Source organism: Pantoea endophytica (genome assembly GCF_002858935.1).
GTDB lineage: Bacteria > Pseudomonadota > Gammaproteobacteria > Enterobacterales > Enterobacteriaceae > Pantoea > Pantoea leporis.
In genome coordinates, this window is the sequence record NZ_PJRT01000018.1 from 73,777 (window position 1) to 88,432 (window position 14,656).

The following is a 14,656-nucleotide window of genomic DNA, read 5'->3' on the forward strand; positions in this document are numbered from 1 at the left end:
ACGAATGCGTGCACATCTCGTAGCGGCGCAATGCACTGCGCGCATTTGCCCTTATAACCCCGCATTCTCGCGGATGTATTTACGCGCTTTTACCGCATATTCGAACGGATTGGCCAGCGCCGGATCCTGCTCCGCTTCCACCACCATCCAGCCTTTATAGCCGTAATCATCGAGGATTTTGAACACCGGTTTAAAATCGATCACGCCATCGCCCGGCACGGTGAAAGTCCCCTTCTTCACGCCGTCCAGGAACGACAGCGATTTCTCACGCACTTCGGCTACCACGCTGTCGCGCACGTCTTTCAGATGCACGTGGAAAATACGCGGCAGATATTTGGTCAGCACATCCAGCATCGCCTGCTGTGAACCTTCGGAATAGTAGATGTGGCCGGTATCGTACAGCAGGCCAACATTCTCATTGGTCGATTCCATAAAGCGGTCAATCTCGGCTGGCGTCTGAATGCCGGTGCCCATGTGGTGGTGCAGCGTCAAACGCATGCCTTTCTTCGCGGCGATTTCCGCCAGCTCGTTGTAGCCTTCCGCGGTTAAGCGCCACTCTTCATCGCTGAAAATCGGCTTCTGCTCCAGCACCGCCAGCGTGGTGCCCTGAATACTTTTGCTCTGCTCGGAGCAACCAATCACGCGCGCGCCCATTGCATGCAGGAAATTCATGTGATTGGTAAATTCGTCGATGGTTTTCGCTTTGTCGCCGTTGGCGAAGAAGGTGCTGAACCACGCGTTGCAGATCTGAATGCCACGGATATCGAGCATCGGCTTGAGAATCGCCGGATCGCGCGGATATTTGCTGCCCACTTCGCTGCCGGTAAAGCCCGCGAGCGCCATTTCACTCACGGTTTGCTGGAAGGTGTTTTCGCTGCCCAGCTCTGGCATGTCGTCGTTAGTCCAGCCGATTGGCGCGATCGCCAGTTTAACGTTGTCTTTGTTCATCTTGTTGTCCCTGATTCACAGAGGCGGCCGCTGAGCCGCCGAGGAGTATTTAGCGCACAGCTCAGTTATTTGGCGTAGAAATCCGGACGCGGCGGCATGGTTACCGGCTCAATCGCGCCGCTGTTCTGCGCTTTATGGCAGGCATCGGCGGCCACGGAAGCAGCAAAACCATCCCAGGCAGAAGGTCCGGTCAGTTGGCCGTCTTTCACGTCATTAATAAACGCTTGCAGCTCAACGTCATAAGCATCAATGAAACGGTCTTTCCAGTCGGTTAGCAGCGGCACGCCGAGACGCGCGTTTTTGCGCGTTTGTATCGCCGAAGGCTCCGGCAGCTTAGCGATGCCCTCTTCGCCCACCACTTCACACTGAATGTCGTAGCCGTACGCGCAGTTAACAAAGATCTCCACATCAATGCGGATACCTTTCTGCGTTTCGAACAGCACGATCTGCGGATCTTTCAACCTGGCATGAGACTTCGACGTGGTGCGCGGGAACACCACCTGCACGGTTTTGTAGTCGTCTTCGGTCAGCCAGCGCAGCACGTCCAGCTCGTGAATCAGGGTGTTGGTGATCGCCATGTCGGTGCTGTAATTCTCGCCGACGCTCTGGTTGCGGTGCGCGCAGTGCAGCATCAGCGGTTCGCCGATTTCACCGTCAGTGATCACTTTTTTCAGCGCGCGATAGCCGGCATCGTACGGGCGCATAAAGCCCACTTGCACCAGACGTTTACCGTGTTTGATCTCGGCATCCACAATGCGACGGCAACCTTCAGCGCTCAGCGCCAGCGGCTTTTCACAGAACACCGGTTTGCCGGCCGCGATTGCCGCCAGCGTAAACTCTTCGTGGGTCGGATCCCAGGATGTCACCAGCACGGCGTCAACGTCTGGCGAGTTGATCACCTGATGACCATCCTGATACACCTCGGCTTCGATATTCAGACGTTGCAGCGCCGAGCGCGCCCCTTCCACGTTGATATCAGAAACCGCCACCACTTTGGCACCCTGCAAGACGTTATTGCAGCGACGAATGTGTTCCTGACCAATTGCACCGGTACCAATTACACCGAGTTTGAGCGTCATAATTACACCTGTAGAGTCGGATAAGTTAGGGTAAAACAAGGCCGGAGAGCTCCGGCCTAAAAGAGGTTTTAATACTTACGTGCTTGTTCGATATGCACGTTAAGGGTGTCGGCCACTTCTTGCGTGCGCGTTGACGTAGAAGTTTGCGCCACGCCAACGTGCCACCAGCTGAAGTATTTGTGCACCATGGTTTTTGGCAGCACTTTGATGTCGAACAGCACGGAAACGGTCTGCTTCTGCGCGTCGATCAACGCGGCTTCCAGCTGTTCCAGCGTGGTAATGCGGTAGGTTTTGCAGCCGTAACCGCCGGCGATCGCCGCGAAGTCCACCGGCACAAAGCCGCCATCCAGCTTGCCACCTTCCGAATTACGGAAGCGGAACTCGGTGGTGAAGCTGTCCATGCCGTGTTCCATCTGCAGGTTGTTGATACAACCGTTGGTCATGTTATCCAGCAGCACCACGTTGATTTTCGCCCCTTCCTGAATCGACGTGACCAGCTCGGAGTGCAGCATCATGAACGAACCGTCGCCAACCATGACGTAGACTTCACGCTGCGGCTGCGCCAGCTTTACGCCCAGCGCGGCATTCACTTCATAACCCATACAGGAGTAGCCGTACTCAACGTGGTACGAGTTGTAATCTTTGGTGCGCCACACGCGCTGCAGGTCGCCCGGCAGACTGCCCGCTGCCGCGACGATCACCGCATCCTTTGGGAGCTGCTCGTTTAAGGTGCCCAGCACGCTGCTCTGCGTCAGCACCGATTTCGTCAGGCGCTCAAACTCGGCAAACAGCGCTTCGCGATCGGCGTGGTCGGCGATTTCCGGAATGAAATCGTCGGTGTTATAGGTGGCGGCATAGACGCGCTGCGTCTCTTTCAACAGCTTGCTTTGCGACAGCTCAATCTGGCCGCCCCAATGGTTTTCGAAACCTTGCAGCCCGCTTTCCAGCGCGGTTAAACCTTCACGCGCATCCGCCAGCAGCTGCACCGCATCCAGCTTGTAGCTGTCGAAGTTGCTGACGTTGAGGTTCAGATAGCTGACATCCGGATTCTGGAAAATCCATTTCGACGCGGTGGTGAAGTCGGTGTAACGCGTACCGATACCAATCACCAGATCGGCCTCTTTCGCCAGCAGGTTGGCCGCCAGGCAGCCGGTTTCGCCCACGCCGCCGACATTGAGCGGGTGATCGGAAACGATGGTGCCTTTACCGGCCTGAGTTTCGGCAAACGGAATGTTGAAGCGCTCGGCAAATTTCAGCAGCGCATCCCCGGCATCGGAATATTTCAGGCCACCGCCGACAATGATCAGCGGCTTGTGTTTACGCGCAATCAGCGCCAGCGCATCTTCTAATTGCGCGGCAGTTGGCAAGCGGCGATCCAGACGATGCACACGTTTCTGGAAAAAGTATTCCGGGAAGTCCCAGGCTTCGCCCTGCACGTCCTGCGGCAGCGCAATCGTCACCGCGCCGGTTTCTGCCGGATCGGTCAACACGCGCAAGGCGTTGATGCAGGCAGTCATCAGCTGTTCCGGGCGGCTGACGCGATCCCAGTATTTGCTCACGGCGCGGAACGCGTCGTTGGTGCTGATGCTGAGATCGTGGCTCTGTTCAATCTGCTGCAATACCGGATCCGGTTGGCGCGTAGCGAACACATCGCCCGGCAGCAGCAGTAAAGGAATGCGGTTGGCGGTCGCGGTGGCAGCAGCGGTAATCATGTTGGCCGCGCCGGGACCGACCGATGAGGTACAGGCGATAATCTGACGACGCAGCGACTGCTTGGCAAAGCCAATGGCGGCGTGCGCCATGCCCTGCTCGTTACGGCCCTGATGCACCACCAAATCGCCGCTGTCCTGCTCCAGCGCCTGTCCCAATCCCAGCACGTTGCCGTGACCGAAAATGGCAAAAATGCCTTTCACAAATTTGGTTTCAACGCCGTCAACGTTCAGGTATTGGTTATCGAGAAATTTTACCAGCGCCTGTGCCGTGGTGAGTCTGATTGTGCCCATATGCTTCTTCCTTTACATGCTGGTACCTGCGGCGAGGTACATCGCGGTTCGGGTAAAAACTGCCGTTCACGGCGCCCGCGGATTAAGTGAAACGTGAGGCGATTATAAACAAATATTTTTTTCATTAAACACGATTACAGAAGAAACATTTCATTTTGCGATGGAGATCAAATTCAGCAATGAAACGTGGGCTGCGCAAGCCGCGAAAGGGGGAAAAGTGGAACAGTAACAGGTCATTTGCAGGTCATAACGAAATTTCATTTCACTTCAGTAGCTTCCTTAATTCGCCAGCAATTTCCTGAGACATGGCTCACAAGCCTGACTATCACTGAAACTCCGAAAGATTCCAACGCTGCTTTGCGGCCTGGTCAGAGTTTTACCTGGCTCACAAAATCGTGATGGATATTTCATTTCATATTGAATTTGGAATTTTTATTCCTCATACTGCGACCAAAGCCAATCAGGCACCTTGAGAACCCGGAAGCAAAGCGCTCGACGTTGGGCGGCAGCGCCCGCAGTGTCTGCTTATCACAGAAGGAAACAATAGGTATGAGTACACAACAGAAGCGGCTTGATGTGATTTGTATCGGACGCATCGCCGTCGACCTCTACGGTCAGCAAATTGGATCACGCCTGGAAGATATGACCAGCTTCAACAAATATCTCGGCGGGTCTTCCGGCAACGTGGCCTACGGTACGGCGATCCAGGGCCTGAAATCGGCGATGCTGGCGCGCGTAGGTGACGAGCATAACGGCCGCTTTTTGCGTGAAGAGCTGCAACGTGCGGGCTGCAATACCGATGGCCTGATTACCGATAAGCAGCGCCTGACCGGGCTGGTGATCCTTGGGATCAAAGATGAAGAGAGCTTCCCGCTGATCTTCTACCGCGACAACTGCGCCGATATGGGGCTGGTGCCGGAAGATATTAACGAAGATTTCATCACCTCTTCACGCGCGGTCGCCGTCACCGGCACGCACCTTTCGCATCCGCAAACCCGCGCCGCCGTACTGAAAGCGCTGGATATCGCCAAACGCAACGGCCTGCGCACCGCGCTGGATATCGATTATCGTCCGGTACTGTGGGGATTGACCTCACTCGGCGACGGCGAAACGCGTTTCATTGAATCGGGCGAAGTGACGCAACAACTGCAGGAAGTGCTGCACTATTTCGATTTGGTGGTCGGAACGGAAGAAGAGTTCCATATCGCCGGTGGCAGCACCGATACGCTGACCGCGCTGAAAAATGTGCGTCAATCGAGCCAGGCCACATTAGTGTGCAAACGCGGTCCGCTGGGTTGCGTGGTGTTTGAGGGCGAGATCCCGGATAGTTGGGAACAGACCAAACTGCAGAGCGGCGTGCGCGTTGAAGTGCTGAACGTGCTGGGTGCGGGCGATGCCTTTATGTCTGGCCTGCTGCGCGGCTGGCTGAATGATGAAAGCTGGGAGCAAGCGTGCCGTTACGCGAACGCCTGTGGCGCGCTGGTGGTTTCGCGCCACGGCTGTGCACCGGCGATGCCGACCAAAGAAGAGCTGGATGATTTCCTAAGCCGCGATAAAGAGGTGAAACGTCCGGATCTTGATGTACGTCTCAATCACCTGCATCGCGTCACCACGCGTAAACAGCAGTGGCCAGAGCTGAATGTGTTCGCCTTCGACCATCGCAAACAGCTGGCTGATATGGCGCGCGAAGCGGGCGTCAGCGAAGCGCGGATCCCAGAATTGAAACTGCTGCTGCTGCGTGCCGCAGAAGAAGCGGCCAATGAAGCCGGCCTGAATGAAAAGAGCGGCATCCTCGCGGATACCACTTACGGCCAGAAAGCGCTGAACGCGATTACCGGTAAAAACTGGTGGATTGGGCGTCCAATTGAGCTGCCAAGTTCACGTCCGCTGCGCCTTGAACACGGCAACATCGGCTCACAGCTGGTCGACTGGCCAGCCGAGCACGTGGTGAAATGTCTGGTGTTCTACCATCCGCACGACAGCGCGGAACTGCGCAAAGAGCAGGATGAGCTGGTGCTCGATGTGTGGAATGGCTGTAACAAGAGCGGGCACGAACTGCTGCTGGAGCTGATTCTGCCGGAGAGCAATCCGGACCGTAACGAATCCTACTATTACGACATGCTGAGCCACTTCTACAGCCTTGGCATTCAGCCAGACTGGTGGAAACTGCCGCCGCTGTCTGCCGAAAGCTGGCAGGCGATCAGCGGGTTGATCGAGCAGAACGATCCGCACTGCCGCGGCATTCTGCTGCTGGGCCTCGATGCCCCGGAAGAGACGCTGAAAGCTGGTTTCGCCGCCGCAGCGCAAGCGCCGTGGGTGAAAGGTTTCGCGGTAGGTCGCACCATCTTCGGCCAGCCGTCACGCCAGTGGCTGCAAGGCGAGCTGGATGATACAGCGCTGGTTGAGACCGTGAAAGGGAACTACCTGCGGTTGATCGGCTACTGGCGCGCTGTACGCGGTTAAGTGCGAAGTTAGCTGGGAAAAAGCGGCCAATTGGCCGCTTTTTTGATTGTGCTCGCTGGCCCTCATCCTCGCCTTCTCCCGCCAGCGGGAGAAGGGACCGATCCAGCAATTGTTGAGTATTGAACGCGATCTGCTAAGCCGCACAAGACGGTTCCCTCGCCCGCTTGCGGGAGAGGGTTAGGGTGAGGGGAAAACCTGCATATTCTGTGAGGCATTTCATAAACCGATGAAATAAGCGTCACGATGATGTCAAACAAATGAAATTTTCCATCCATCTGGTACTATAGCGCTCATTATCCAGCCATATTTTCTTTTCTAGCGGGCCGAAGTAATGACCAATAATCCAACGCAATTAACCTTGTTACAGGACGAGATCCGTCGTCGCTATGAGACGCTGAGCAAACGCCTGAAGCAGGTGGCTCGTTATATCCTTGATAACAGTAACAGCATCGCTTTCGATACCGTTGCTTCCATCGCACAACATGCCGATGTGCCGCCCTCGACGCTGATCCGCTTTGCCAACGCCTTTGGCTTTAGCGGCTTCAACGAAATGAAACAGGTTTTCCGTCAGCACCTGATGGAAGAGACCGTTAACTATACCGAGCGCGCACGTCTGTTCCGCCAGACCGCCACCGACGACAGCGCCACTTCACCCGAAAGCCCGGCCGAAATTCTCAATGTCTTCACCATGGTCAACAGCCAGGCGCTGCAACAGCTGGCGATGCAGGTCAATCCAGACCAGCTCAACCGCGCGGTGAAAATGCTCGATGAAGCCGAGAACATCTACATCATCGGCCTGCGTCGCTCATTCAGCGTGGCATCGTATCTGGTGTATGCGCTGCGCCATCTGGAGCGTCGTGCGTTCCTGATCGACGGCCTCGGCGGCATGTTCACCGAGCAGCTGAGCATGGTGAACCCGAAAGACGTGGTGATCGCCATCAGCTATTCGCCATACGCGCGTGAAGCGGTGGAGTTGGTTGAGCTGGGTGCCAAACGTGGCGCGCATCTGATCGCCATCACCGACAGTCAGGTCAGCCCGCTGGCTGCCTTCAGCGATGTGTGCTTTGTGGTGCGTGAAGCGCAAGTGGATGGCTTCCGTTCGCAGGTCGCTTCGCTGTGTCTGGCACAGACGCTTGCCGTGTCGCTGGCGCTGAACAACAACGTGCCCAGCGAATAATCTCTTCGCAGAGTCGACCAGCTAACAAAAAAGGGCAGCCAGGTGGCTGCCCTTCTTACATTGATGTGCAATCTACGAACGCGGATACTGGTCGCTGTTCACCCAGGCGTGATCTTTCTCCCAGGTAAATTTCCACAGACGTTTTGGACCCGCCATCACGTTGAGATAGTAGTTATCGTACCCGGCAATGGTTGCCACCGGATGATAGCCACGCGGCACCGTCACCACATCGCGGTTATACGGCGCCATGCACTCGTCGAGTGAACGGTCGTCGGTATAAACGCGCTGCATGGCGAAACCTGGCTCAGGATCGAAACGGTGATAGTAGGTCTCTTCCAGATAGGTTTCGTCCGGGCTGTTTTTCTGGTCGTGCTTGTGGCTGGGGTACGAACTGGTCGCGCCTTCATCGGTGTAGACTTCCACCACCAGCAGGCTGTCGGCCTCTTTATTGTCCGGCAGAATGTTGTGCACCAGACGCTGATTACGCCCTTTACCACGCTGCTCAACACCAACATCTTCCGGCGCAATCAGTCGCGCCGGCAGGTTGCCGCTGCTCGGTGCATTACACACCGCCAGCTCCAGATCGCTATCCGCATACACTTCCACTTCGTCGTTATGCGGTACGTAAACTGAGTAAGGCGGAGTGCGTTCAAACGGCGACAGACGTTTACCCAGATTCGGAAACTCGGCGTGACGGGTTTTCACCGACGCAAAGCCCGCCACCAGCACCAGACACAACTCTTTCTCGCCGCTACTCAGCTTCAGGCTCTGCCCTTTTTTCAGCAGATAAGCGTCGAAGCCGACATATTCCCAGCCCGCGCTTTCCGGCGTGACGTGCTGGATGCGGCCGTTGCTGTCGGGTTTTTGCGCTTTCGAAATCAGAGACATCCTGTTCCTCCTTGTTGAGCGAAATTAGCCCAGCGTCGGCATGCTGAACTCAGATACGGTCTGCTGGCCGCTCGGCCAACGCACGGTGGCGGTTTTCATGCGGGTGTAGAAACGCACGCCGTCTGGACCGTGCACGTTCAGCGCACCAAATACCGAACGCTTCCAGCCGCCGAAGCTGTGGAACGCCATCGGAACCGGTACCGGCACGTTAACGCCAACCATGCCAGCTTCGACGTTCTGCACGAACTCACGCGCGGTGTGGCCGTTGCTGGTGAAGATGGCGCTACCGTTACCGAATTCGTGGCTGTTAACCAGCTGCAGTGCGCTGTCGTAATCGCTGGAACGCATGATGCTCAGCACCGGCCCGAAGATCTCTTCGCGCCAGATAGTCATATCCGACGTCACATTGTCGAACAGCGTGCCGCCAACGTAGTAACCTTCTGCATGGCCAGCAACCTGTATGCCGCGGCCATCAACCACCAGCTTCGCGCCTTCCTGCTCACCTTTGTCGATGTAGCCCAGCACTTTCTTCTGGTGCGCAGCAGAAACCACCGGCCCCATTTCATTCTCTTCGGCACCTTTCTGGATGCCAGGACCGACGCGCAGCGCTTTGATCAGCGGCGTCAGACGCGCAATCAGTTTGTCTGCGGTGTCGTCACCCACGGCAACCACAACCGGCAGCGCCATGCAGCGTTCACCCGCTGAACCAAACGCGCCGCCCATAATGGCGTTCACGGTGGCATCGAGATCGGCATCGGGCATCACGATGGCGTGGTTTTTCGCCGCGCCAAACGCCTGCACGCGTTTACCGTGGGCGCTGGCAGTTTTATAGATGTGCTCCGCTACGCCGGAAGAACCCACGAAGCTGACTGCGGCGATGCGCGGATCTTTGTAAAGCTGCTCGGCATCTTCGTTAGACGAATGCACCACGTTGAATACGCCATCCGGCAGGCCCGCTTCTTTCAGCAGTTCGGCCATGCGCACAGATGCGGAAGGATCCAGCGCCGGTGGCTTGAGGATAAAGGTGTTGCCGCACGCCAGCGCGATGGGGAACATCCACAGTGGCACCATCGCCGGGAAGTTAAACGGTGTGATACCGGCGACAACGCCGACCGGCTGCATCAGCGAATAGCTGTCAACGCCGGTGCCCACGCTCGGTGAGTTCTCACCTTTAATCAGATGCGGAATACCGCAGGCATACTCGATCACTTCGATACCGCGCGTCAGTTCACCCAGCGCATCGGACCACACTTTACCGTGCTCAGACACGATCAGTGCCGCCAGCTCTTCGCGATGTTTTTCCATCAGCGCTTTAAAGTTGAACATCACACGGGCACGACGCAACGGCGCGGTTTTCGACCATTCCGGGAAGGCGGCATGCGCGACTTCAATCGCCTTTTCCACTTCAGCAGCGGTGCTCTGCGTCAGTTCACGCACGACTTTGCCGGTCGCCGGATCGTACACGGGAATGGTTTCATTGCTGGCGCTGTGGGTAATTTTGCCGCCGATAAAGTTTCCTACGATAGTCATGTCGTTGCCTCTTAGATGTGAAGTTCCCTGCAGATAGCCCGTTCGAACCGCGACGCTGCGTGTGCAGGCAATACTTAAAGCGTGCTATGAAGCTATCGTAATGAAATGAATTTTTCAAATACTTCTTTTTAGAAAATTTCCTTTTAGCGGCATGGATCGCATTTTTTCCGCCTGCGCTGACAGCCGGGTGTAAATCAGCCCGTAGCGCTGCACTGCTGGCGCTAAAGGCTCGCCAAACCGCTCTGCCGCTAAGCCGTTGCCCGCACCGAATTTATGTCTGAAATCCAGCTTCCCCATGCAACGCGAAACGAAATATGAAATTTTTGCGAGGCAGATCCAATATCTGATATTTCATAATTCAATAATAATGAAATAAATGTTCTCTTTGCAGCACCTAATCCGTATCCGTTTACAGGAGCCGCACATGGCCATCGATCCGACCCGTTTCTGTATTAACCGTAAAATTGCGCCCAGGCTAACGCTGGAAGCCTTCTTTCAGCTGGTACAACGCCTGGGATTGAGCAAGGTTGAACTGCGTAATGACATGCAGAGCGGCAAGGTAACCGATGATCTCAGCGCGGCGCAGCTGCGCGCGCTAGCGGATAAGTACCACATTGAAATCGTGACGATTAACGCGCTCTATCCGTTTAACCGTGCCGATGAGTCGCTGCTGGCTAAAGCCGACGCGCTGCTACAGGAAGCTCGGGCCATCGGCGCAAAAGCGCTGGTGATGTGTCCGCTCAATGAAGGGATTGAGATTTCGCCCCAGCAGACGCTGGAAGCGCTGCAGGTATTGGCGCCGCGCTTTGAAAAGTATGGCATTCAGGGGCTGGTTGAACCGCTGGGCTTCCCGGTCAGCTCGCTGCGCTCGGCGGTGCAGACGCAGCAACTGATTCAGCAAGCAAAAGTCCCGTTTAAGGTGCTGCTCGATACCTTCCATCATCACCTGTATGAGAACGCCGAAAACGAGTTCCCGCAGGAGATTGATATCAACCATATTGGTCTGGTGCATTTATCCGGCGTGGAAGATACCCGCCCAACGGCGCAACTGACCGATGAACAACGCATCATGCTCAGTGACCGCGATGTGCTGAACAGCGTGGCGCAGGTGAAACGTCTGGAGATGTTGGGCTATAAAGGCATTTACGCATTTGAGCCGTTTGCCTCATCGCTGGAGACGTGGAATACCGCTGAGATTGAACGCCAAATTCGCTACAGCATCGAGTTGCTGCAAGCCTGAAAACGAACCCTTATCTGTGTCTAATGACACATTTTGTTAGTGTTGGCCTCGGTCGGAGGCCTTTTTTTATCCCCGTCATAATTTACGTGATAGCTGCGTTGGCCGCGATTGTGCGCCCCAGTCACTTACAAATGTAAGCTCCTGGGGACTTACAATCTTGCCGCCTTGCTCTAACGTAAATTATTTAGGGGATATCGGATTCACCGAGAACAACTACGCGTCTATTTAACCTCCACCATCGGCTATTCCGGCATCCGCTTAATCATGCGCAGCGTGCAGAACAGCGCTAAACACACCAGCAGTGCGGTGAGGAAATAGACCAGCGACACGCCGGCATAACTCATGATGAAACCGGCGATCGGCCCGGTGATGCCCAGCGATAAATCCATAAACGCCGTATAGGTGGCGAGCGCGCTGCCCTGATTCTGCTGCGGCACCACTTTCACCGCCACCACGCCAATCGCCGGGAATACCAGCGAGAAACCCGCGCCGGTGAGGAAAGCGCCCATCTTCGCCATCCACGGGTCGAATGAACCGGCCACCAGAAACAGGCCCATCGCTTCTACCGAAAAGCAGATACTCGCCACGCGCAAGCCACCGAGCTTGTTGATGGCATTCGGAAACAGCAGACGCGTGCCGACGAACGCGGCGCTGAACATGGTCAACGCGAAGGCGGCGCCATCCCAACCTTTATCCTGATAAAACAGCGTGATAAAGGTGGCGATCACGCCAAATCCGGCGGAACCCATCGCCAGAATCAGGCCGAAACCGTACACCTTGCTCAGCACGTCACGGAACGGCAGCGGCTTGGCTTTGCTGCCTTTCACCGGTGCACGCGGCAGCGCCAGCGCAATTGCCAGCACACTAATGGCAATGATGATGCTGGAAAGCAGCAGCAAGCCGCCGCTGCGGAAAATCACCACGCCGAGCGGCGCACCAATCGCCATCGCGCCATAGGTGACAATGCCGTTCCACGAAATCACCCGGCCAATATGCAGCGAACCGACGCGCGCCACGCCCCACAGCGACGTGCCGGTGCCAGAAAAACTCTGTCCGATGCCGAGAATCACGCGCCCCAGACACAGCAGCACCAGGCTCAGCACGCCCTGCCCATCGCTGAGCGCCGACAGCAAAATACAGATGCCGCTCAGCAAGCATCCCACCAGCCCCAGCACCACCACTTTTTTCGGCCCCCACATATCGGCATAGCGTCCCGCGTGTGGGCGACTGAGCAGCGTGGCGATGTATTGCAGGCTGATCACCAATCCGGCCCAGAAGGCGTTGTAACCCAGTCCGTCATGGACAAAACCGGGCAGCACCGCCAGCGGCAAGCCGATGGTGAGATAGCTGGCAAAGTTGAACTTCACGATGGAAAGGATCAGTAAATTGAGGCGAAAACGACCGTGTTCAGGTGCGGCGGCAGGCGAGTCAGGCATGAGTGATTGCGCTCGTGGGTGACGGAATTTTTATAACAAGAGGATAACTATACGCCATTTGGTTTTATCCGCATCAGTGAAATGCCCAGTTTTATGGTCATCATTTCGTCATATCGCGCTCGTAGACTCGCCCCCAATCAAATCCCAAAGAGGATAACAATCTGATGACGCCCCTGATTTCTCAGGCGCGCGTGCGTAACGCTCACGCCTTCGCGCGAGGTGGCCGATGACGCATGCCGCGCTGCCTATTGAATTGAAAAATCTCAGATGGTCGGTGGATAACCTGACTATTCTGCACGATCTCTCCCTGACCATTCCCGCAGGCGAAATTCTGGCGCTGCTCGGCCCGAGCGGCTGTGGCAAAAGCACGCTGCTGAAACTGCTGGCGGGTTTGTTGCAGCCCACCGCCGGCGAACTGTGGATCGGCCAACGCTGCGTGGCCTCACCGCGCCACTGTGATGCGCCGGAAAAACGTAACCTTGGCATGGTGTTTCAGGATTACGCGCTGTGGCCGCACATGTCGGTGGCGCAAAACGTCGCCTTTCCGCTGCGTATGCGCGGCATGAAAAAAGCCGCCGCGCGGCAACAGGCCGATGCCGCACTGGCGCAGGTGGGCCTTGAGGATTTTGGCGATCGCAAACCGGCGCTGCTTTCAGGCGGCCAGCAGCAGCGCGTGGCGCTGGCGCGTGCGCTGGTGGCGAAACCGGCCATTCTGCTGTTCGACGAACCGCTCTCCAACCTCGACCGCGACCTGCGTGAAACTCTGGTTCACACCATGGCGGATTTGCTGCGCGCGGCGCGCATCACCGCTGTTTACGTTACGCACGATCGCGACGAAGCCAACACGCTGGCCGACCGCATCATTCACCTGGCGCAGGGCCAGATTGTTTCCGTTACTCACCTCTCAGGGGACTGCAATGCCATCTCTCAAGTCAGTTAAAACAGGAGCCATCAGCGCGATGATGTTGACTTCCGCCATCATGATCAACGACGCCCAGGCGCTGACTGTATACACCGCCGGTCCGGGTTCGCTGTCGAAAAGTCTTGCCGCCGGATTTGAAAAACAGACCGGCATCAAAGTGAATATTTTCCAGGCCACCACCGGCAAAGTGATGGCGCGTCTGGAAGCGGAACAGGCCAATCCGCAAGCCGACGTGCTGATCTCGGCTTCGTGGGATACCGCCGAAGATCTGCAACAGCGCGGCTGGCTGCTGCCGTTCAACAGCGCCAACGCGGCGAAGGTGCCGGAGCAGTTCAAAACCGCCAACTATGTCGCGCAAGGCATTTCCGCGCTCGGCATCGTGTGGAATACGCAAAGCAACACGCCAGAGCCGAAAACCTGGCAGGATCTCACCGCGCCCGCCTTCAAAGATAACGTCACCACGCCGGATCCGGCGCTGTCTGGCGCGTCACTCGATCTGCTGATTGGCCTGCAAAACAGCGAAGGCGAAAAAGCCTGGCAGCTGTTTGACCAGCTGAAAGCCAACGGCATGGTGATGAGCGGCCCCAACGCGCAGGCGGTGACGCCGGTGCTGCAAGGCGCGAAAGCGGCGGTGTTTGGCGCGGTCGATTACGTCACCTATAACAACATCGCGCAGGGCGAGAGCGTGAAGGTGATCTTCCCGGAAAACGGTACCGTGGTCGCGCCGCGTCCGATGATGATCCTGAAAAGCAGCCAACACGCAGATGATGCGAAGAAATTCGTCGATTACGTGCTGTCGGATGAAGGTCAGGAGCAAGTAGCGAAAGCCTGGCTGATGCCGGCGCGTACCGATATCAAAGCGCAACGTCCGCTATTCACTGAGATCAAGCTGTTACCGACTAATCAGGATGGCAGCAGCGAACGTTCGGCGGTGCTGAAGCGCTTTGGCGCACTTTTCGGACAGTAAGCG

Annotated in this window: 11 protein-coding genes; 5 read left to right on the forward strand and 6 right to left on the reverse strand. The window is 56.5% G+C overall.

All coding sequences use genetic code 11. The features are described from left to right. Positions 1-51: 51 nt before the first annotated feature. The 3 genes from iolE to iolD all read right to left on the reverse strand — a co-directional run bounded on the left by iolE (position 52) and on the right by iolD (position 4,030). Positions 52-948 (reverse strand): myo-inosose-2 dehydratase, encoded by an 897-nt coding sequence (gene iolE / locus PZBJ_RS12275; RefSeq protein ID WP_008107936.1) that lies wholly within the window; start codon positions 946-948, stop codon positions 52-54. A gap of 65 nt (positions 949-1,013) precedes the next feature. Beyond that, the gene (iolG, locus tag PZBJ_RS12280) at positions 1,014-2,027 is read right to left on the reverse strand and encodes a bifunctional inositol 2-dehydrogenase/D-chiro-inositol 1-dehydrogenase (RefSeq protein WP_101762691.1); all 1,014 of its coding nucleotides are present in this window, start codon (positions 2,025-2,027) and stop codon (positions 1,014-1,016) included. Positions 2,028-2,095: 68 nt separating this feature from the next. Next, a complete protein-coding gene (iolD, locus tag PZBJ_RS12285; RefSeq protein ID WP_101762692.1) occupies positions 2,096-4,030 on the reverse strand; it encodes a 3D-(3,5/4)-trihydroxycyclohexane-1,2-dione acylhydrolase (decyclizing) in 1,935 nt (644 codons plus the stop codon). A gap of 549 nt (positions 4,031-4,579) precedes the next feature. On the opposite strand from iolD, the gene PZBJ_RS12290 reads away from it, so the two are divergent. Both PZBJ_RS12290 and PZBJ_RS12295 read left to right on the forward strand, forming a co-directional pair. Next, complete coding sequence (locus PZBJ_RS12290; RefSeq protein ID WP_101762693.1) at positions 4,580-6,493, forward strand: bifunctional 5-dehydro-2-deoxygluconokinase/5-dehydro-2-deoxyphosphogluconate aldolase; 1,914 nt, start codon at positions 4,580-4,582, stop codon at positions 6,491-6,493. Positions 6,494-6,824: 331 nt separating this feature from the next. Beyond that, positions 6,825-7,670 carry a MurR/RpiR family transcriptional regulator gene (locus PZBJ_RS12295; protein ID WP_101762694.1) on the forward strand — a complete coding sequence of 282 codons (846 nt, stop codon included), beginning with the start codon at positions 6,825-6,827 and terminating at the stop codon, positions 7,668-7,670. Positions 7,671-7,742: 72 nt separating this feature from the next. Here PZBJ_RS12295 and iolB read toward each other — a convergent pair whose 3' ends face one another. Both iolB and PZBJ_RS12305 read right to left on the reverse strand, forming a co-directional pair. Continuing rightward, a complete protein-coding gene (gene iolB, locus PZBJ_RS12300) occupies positions 7,743-8,558 on the reverse strand; it encodes a 5-deoxy-glucuronate isomerase (RefSeq protein WP_101762695.1) in 816 nt (271 codons plus the stop codon). A 24-nt stretch (positions 8,559-8,582) separates the two neighbouring features. Next, complete coding sequence (locus PZBJ_RS12305) at positions 8,583-10,088, reverse strand: CoA-acylating methylmalonate-semialdehyde dehydrogenase (RefSeq protein ID WP_008107947.1); 1,506 nt, start codon at positions 10,086-10,088, stop codon at positions 8,583-8,585. Between the two features lie 424 nt (positions 10,089-10,512). Between PZBJ_RS12305 and PZBJ_RS12310 the strand changes: the two genes are divergently transcribed. Then, positions 10,513-11,328 carry a TIM barrel protein gene (locus PZBJ_RS12310; protein ID WP_101762696.1) on the forward strand — a complete coding sequence of 272 codons (816 nt, stop codon included), beginning with the start codon at positions 10,513-10,515 and terminating at the stop codon, positions 11,326-11,328. Positions 11,329-11,570: 242 nt separating this feature from the next. Here PZBJ_RS12310 and PZBJ_RS12320 read toward each other — a convergent pair whose 3' ends face one another. After that, entirely contained in the window at positions 11,571-12,764 is a 1,194-nt protein-coding gene (locus PZBJ_RS12320; protein WP_101762697.1) for an MFS transporter, read from the reverse strand. Positions 12,765-12,990: 226 nt separating this feature from the next. Between PZBJ_RS12320 and PZBJ_RS12325 the strand changes: the two genes are divergently transcribed. Continuing rightward, positions 12,991-13,704, forward strand: coding sequence for an ABC transporter ATP-binding protein (locus PZBJ_RS12325; RefSeq protein ID WP_101762698.1), 714 nt, complete (start codon positions 12,991-12,993; stop codon positions 13,702-13,704). Beyond that, complete coding sequence (locus tag PZBJ_RS12330) at positions 13,682-14,653, forward strand: ABC transporter substrate-binding protein (protein WP_206098216.1); 972 nt, start codon at positions 13,682-13,684, stop codon at positions 14,651-14,653. The genes PZBJ_RS12325 and PZBJ_RS12330 overlap by 23 nt, the downstream gene beginning before the upstream one ends. Positions 14,654-14,656: the final 3 nt, after the last annotated feature.

Bases quoted from the DNA above. Each gene is read 5' to 3' on its own strand.
- iolE (WP_008107936.1), bottom strand. From the start codon at position 948: ATGAACAAAGACAACGTTAAACTGGCGATCGCGCCAATCGGCTGGACT.
- iolG (WP_101762691.1), bottom strand. From the start codon at position 2,027: ATGACGCTCAAACTCGGTGTAATTGGTACCGGTGCAATTGGTCAGGAA.
- iolD (WP_101762692.1), bottom strand. From the start codon at position 4,030: ATGGGCACAATCAGACTCACCACGGCACAGGCGCTGGTAAAATTTCTC.
- PZBJ_RS12290 (WP_101762693.1), top strand. From the start codon at position 4,580: ATGAGTACACAACAGAAGCGGCTTGATGTGATTTGTATCGGACGCATC.
- PZBJ_RS12295 (WP_101762694.1), top strand. From the start codon at position 6,825: ATGACCAATAATCCAACGCAATTAACCTTGTTACAGGACGAGATCCGT.
- iolB (WP_101762695.1), bottom strand. From the start codon at position 8,558: ATGTCTCTGATTTCGAAAGCGCAAAAACCCGACAGCAACGGCCGCATC.
- PZBJ_RS12305 (WP_008107947.1), bottom strand. From the start codon at position 10,088: ATGACTATCGTAGGAAACTTTATCGGCGGCAAAATTACCCACAGCGCC.
- PZBJ_RS12310 (WP_101762696.1), top strand. From the start codon at position 10,513: ATGGCCATCGATCCGACCCGTTTCTGTATTAACCGTAAAATTGCGCCC.
- PZBJ_RS12320 (WP_101762697.1), bottom strand. From the start codon at position 12,764: ATGCCTGACTCGCCTGCCGCCGCACCTGAACACGGTCGTTTTCGCCTC.
- PZBJ_RS12325 (WP_101762698.1), top strand. From the start codon at position 12,991: ATGACGCATGCCGCGCTGCCTATTGAATTGAAAAATCTCAGATGGTCG.
- PZBJ_RS12330 (WP_206098216.1), top strand. From the start codon at position 13,682: ATGCCATCTCTCAAGTCAGTTAAAACAGGAGCCATCAGCGCGATGATG.